Here is a 4,391-nt window from a genome sequence, read left to right on the forward strand (position 1 = left end):
TGTATAACTTGAACACCCACCCGCTTAGCGGGTGGTTTTGTGTGCCACGCGCTTGATCGTTTTGCTGCCGGCAAAACTTGAAGCAGCGCGCGGCACGTGGTCACGACCTACAATCAAAAAGCCGCCCCCTGCTTGAGAAAGGGACGGCTCTTTGCGTTATTAGATTGGTAACTTGAATTAACTAAAATAATAGTTTTATTAACCGCATTTGTCAACAAACGCTATTTCTAAAATCTGAGGAATCATAATACTTTTCATTCCTCTCAATTTTCAATAAATCATTCACGATTATATATCTAACTTCTTAACTTGCTATCTTGATTTCAGCTTCTCCAATGTCATATATCAGCCCGGAATCGCACAAGGTTCCCCAACTGAAAACGGTATTTATCTGTCCGGCGCCGCCACAGAGATCAAGGTCTCCGGCTTTCCAAGGGGCAGTAACTACATAATAGCCATAACTGCTTTCAACTTCGTGTCCTACAGAGGCTGCACCATCCGAAATATTATCCGGTCCGGCAACTTCATCACGTGTCAGCCATGCGGTCTGATCAGCTATGAAACGTGCAGCAATATCCTCGTTGTAGTCCATATCTGTTAGCGCAGCAAGTCGTTCTTCTTCACTGTTTTCACTTACTACTATCTCGACTACATCTTACATGATCAGACCATTGTTGCCGTAGACCTTGGCATTAACACAGCCGCTACGATTTCTGTGATGCGTCAGGATGGCACTATTCTCGGGAGACACTTCTGTAGTCTCAAAAGAGAAACAGACCATCTGAGACACAGCATAAACCGTATCAAGAAGGCACAGCAACACGGCAACCGTAAGATGCCCCGTCTCTGGGCTAAAACCAAGGGTATTAACCATGACATAGCCACGAAGACTGCAAATTTCATTATAGAGACAGCCGTGCTCTATAGTGCTGACACAATAGTATTCAAGCACCTGGATAGGAAAGGCAAGGCAAGTGGTTCAAAAAAGCAGAGACTCAAGTTATGGCGTAGGCAGGAAGTACAGTCCATCGTCACAAATAAAGTCCACAGGCTAGGTATGCGTATTAGCCATGTCAATGCATAGGGAACATCAAAACTGGCATATGACGGCAGTGGATATGTACTCCGAGGCAGGGATGGAGGCTTTAGCACATATGAGCTCTCCAGGTTTCAGAACGGAAAGACGTACAACTGTGATTTATCTGCATCCTACAATATAGGAGCAAGATATTTTATACGTGAAATATTAAAATCCTTGGATGTGAATTCAAGGTTACTTGTTGAGGCAAAATTTCCTCAATGCAGTAAGAGAAGCACCTGCACGTTATCTATATTAATTAACCTCAATGCGGAGCTTATGTCCTTAGCGGCATAAGTATCTGAGTTTTGGCTGAATGGTAGAAACGCAGTCAACCTTCCTAAAGAGGGGTTATGTGAAATAATAAGAGAACAATGGCATCGCCATCTTTCTGTTATTTGCTCACATATTTGGAAGCATGCGACTTTAGTCGTGTGAGGCTTCACTATATATTTTAACAAGCTGTTGGGAGAAAGCGCAGCCTTTGCGACACGATTCGGTCTATTAATGTGATTCTCTTTTCGTTATTCGGTCGAAAAATGCAATTTTTGATTGAATATTCGGTCAAAAAACGTTATTATCTGCTTGTAGGTATATTAGATGTAAGGAGCAATTCTTATGGATAGAATGGCGTTTGAAGAACTAAAAAAATGGAAGAATAAAAAGAGCAGAAAACCTTTGCTTGTGACAGGCGTTCGTCAATGTGGGAAGACATTTCTGATAAAAGCTTTCGCAGAAAGTGAATTTGAAGATCTTGCTTATTTTAATTTTGATGGAAATGAAGGATTAAAGTCCGTATTTGATTACGATTTTGATACTGACAGAATAATAGACGAACTCGGAAGTGTGGTTAGGGGAAAAAAGATCACTCCCGGAGCAACATTGGTATTCTTTGACGAGATACAGGACTGTCCCAGAGCTATACAGTCACTCAAATATTTCTGTGAAAATATGAGCGACCTTCATATTGTAGCTGCAGGATCCCTTTTAGGCGTTTCTCTGAGGAAAGAGGGAATATCTTTTCCAGTAGGTAAGGTGGACAGACTTGAGATGTTCCCCATGAGCTTTGAAGAGTTCGTTATTGCCGATGGTGGAAGTAAGTATATTGATGGATTATCAAAGCTGCCTTATGAAAGAGAGATTCCGGAGCTTTATACTGTTCCACTGGAAAAATATTTGAAAAACTATTATATAGTTGGTGGAATGCCTGAAGCTGTTCAGACATGGATTGATACGCATGACTATGCTGAGGTTGAAGAAGTACAGAACCGGATTCTCAAAGACTACGCCAATGATTTTGGAAAACATACCACTCCTGAAACTGCAACGAAGATAAAGCTAATATGGGATGCCATTCCTACTCAGATAGCAAAGGATAATAATAAATTCATATTCTCACATGTAAAAAGCGGGGCAAGGGCAAAGGATTTAGAAGATGCTCTTGAATGGATTGTCAATGCCGGATTAGCGTATAAACTGAACATGGTTCCGACTCCGGAAATACCTCTGTCAGGCATGGCTGACAATACATATTTCAAGGTTTATATGTCTGACGTAGGCCTTTTAAGGAAGAAATCCAATATAAATTACCGGACAATACTCGATGGTGACGCAGCCTTTATTCACTTTAAAGGTGCACTTACAGAAAACTATGTCATGGTGCAGCTTTGCAGCATGGGAATACAGAGTTATTTCTGGAGAACCAAGGCAGATGCTGAATTGGATTTTCTGACGGATTATGAAGGAGTTCTTCTCCCTATAGAGGTTAAAGCTGCAGATAATACCAAGGCAAAGAGTCTCCATCTTTTCTGCAATAGATATAAACCAAAGATTGCCGTAAAAACATCTCTTAAAAATGTGGGAGATATCATGGATGGTGAGACACATATTTGGAGCATACCCTTGTATGTTCTGTTCAGATTAAAAGGACATATTTTCCATGAGATGAATTGGAAAAGAAATCAGTAATCTATTTTTATTCACATTAAATGATTCGGTTGAAGCCACGACCCTTTAGGGTCGTGGCTTCAACCGAATCATTTAATGTGAATGACATCATATACCATTTTATGGATCAATCCTCAGCTTTTCGAAGTCTGAATTCATGCTATCGCAGACTGAACAAGCAAAGAGATGTATTTCCTAGCTCTCAGGCGCTGATGAAGGCTTTTTATCTTGCTACATTTGAGGTTACCAAGAAGTGGACCATGCCAATCAGAAACTGGGGTAGAGTTCGCGGTGAGCTTTCAATCATGTATCCTGGCAGACTTTCAGATTAACGATTTAAACCTCTATCTCATTTAGGATAGAAGTTATTCGTGCATATTTGAATTTATACATTCCAATGCTCTACATCCTCTGCTCCAGCAAACCTTCCAAATGCACTTACTGCTTCACGAAGCAGTGCGTCAAGGTCAATGTCATCCTCAAAACAATAGATGACTACAAGAATGTCTGTTGCAGAATCTGTGACCATTGCCCGTGTGGAATCCGACATAGAAGATCCGAAGATCCCATCATCATCCGCCAATACAAGCATGTTTTCCATGTCAATAAAATCCTTGCCAATGCCTGTATATCCTTCACCATGCTCGGCTTTGCGCAGTTTGATTCCCCCATGAACCTGACCAAGATCATATGATCCGACAGACAATCCACTTTTCACAGAAATAAGATTATTCACATCGACCACTGAATTGATATGATACAGTTCATCACCGCGTCGTACTCTGCGAATCAAAGCTTCAGATGAAACCCTATATCGACCGGGATTTCTGCCAAAAGCTTTATAAGCAGCACGACTACCCTTTATGCCGGGGATCTCGCCCCATTCCTTTCCTTCAATACTTCTTCTCACCTGCGGCAGAACTTCCATATTCATATAATCCCAGAAATGATCATCTGGCACTTTTACATCTGCATGGAATCGTAAGAGTCCAAGCCGGATCTCTAAATAAACACTGAACAATTCCTTATCGATAGTCACATCATATTTCATATGTAATCTCTCCTCATCAAATACCGATTGAACAAAATCGCTGCGCGATGGCCTGCCAGGGCTGTGGCGCAGTTTTACTTTATTGACAATTAAAAAACAGTGGAAGTACTTTTCGTAATTCGGTATTGTTAAGTTACCACACAAAACAACTGAATACGGAAAGCCCCACTGCCTATGAAAACAATAGCATTTAACGGCGTCTTCCGCAATCGGAATTATGATGCCAACGCGCCTCCTGATGGGTAGTTGTCACTGTAAACACTACTTAATCATGGAGGTTTTTATGTACGAAGATATTTTTGCTTCTATCCGTCA

Annotated in this window: 4 protein-coding genes and 1 pseudogene; 3 read left to right on the forward strand and 2 right to left on the reverse strand. The window is 41.2% G+C overall.

Going from position 1 to position 4,391, the window contains the following annotated elements; translation table 11 throughout:
* Nucleotides 1-304: 304 nt before the first annotated feature.
* A complete protein-coding gene (locus tag T357_RS0106865) occupies nt 305-592 on the reverse strand; it encodes a hypothetical protein (RefSeq protein WP_031550127.1) in 288 nt (95 codons plus the stop codon).
* Nucleotides 593-670: 78 nt separating this feature from the next.
* Here T357_RS0106865 and T357_RS21695 point away from each other — a divergent pair, with 78 nt between their 5' ends.
* The 3 genes and pseudogenes from T357_RS21695 to T357_RS22150 form a co-directional block, all read left to right on the forward strand.
* Nucleotides 671-1,084 carry a transposase gene (locus tag T357_RS21695; RefSeq protein ID WP_330373098.1) on the forward strand — a complete coding sequence of 138 codons (414 nt, stop codon included), beginning with the start codon at nt 671-673 and terminating at the stop codon, nt 1,082-1,084.
* 612 nt (nt 1,085-1,696) lie between these two features.
* Complete coding sequence (locus T357_RS0106875; RefSeq protein WP_031550130.1) at nt 1,697-3,046, forward strand: ATP-binding protein; 1,350 nt, start codon at nt 1,697-1,699, stop codon at nt 3,044-3,046.
* A 116-nt stretch (nt 3,047-3,162) separates the two neighbouring features.
* Nucleotides 3,163-3,357 (forward strand): annotated as a pseudogene (locus tag T357_RS22150) (IS256 family transposase); the annotation flags it as partial.
* Nucleotides 3,358-3,410: 53 nt separating this feature from the next.
* Here the strand turns inward: T357_RS22150 and T357_RS0106885 are convergent.
* Nucleotides 3,411-4,076, reverse strand: a complete 666-nt coding sequence (locus tag T357_RS0106885; protein WP_031550133.1) for a B3/B4 domain-containing protein — start codon at nt 4,074-4,076, stop codon at nt 3,411-3,413.
* Nucleotides 4,077-4,391 lie beyond the last annotated feature (315 nt).

Source organism: Oribacterium sp. FC2011, from assembly GCF_000701645.1.
Taxonomy (GTDB): Bacteria; Bacillota; Clostridia; order Lachnospirales; family Lachnospiraceae; genus Oribacterium.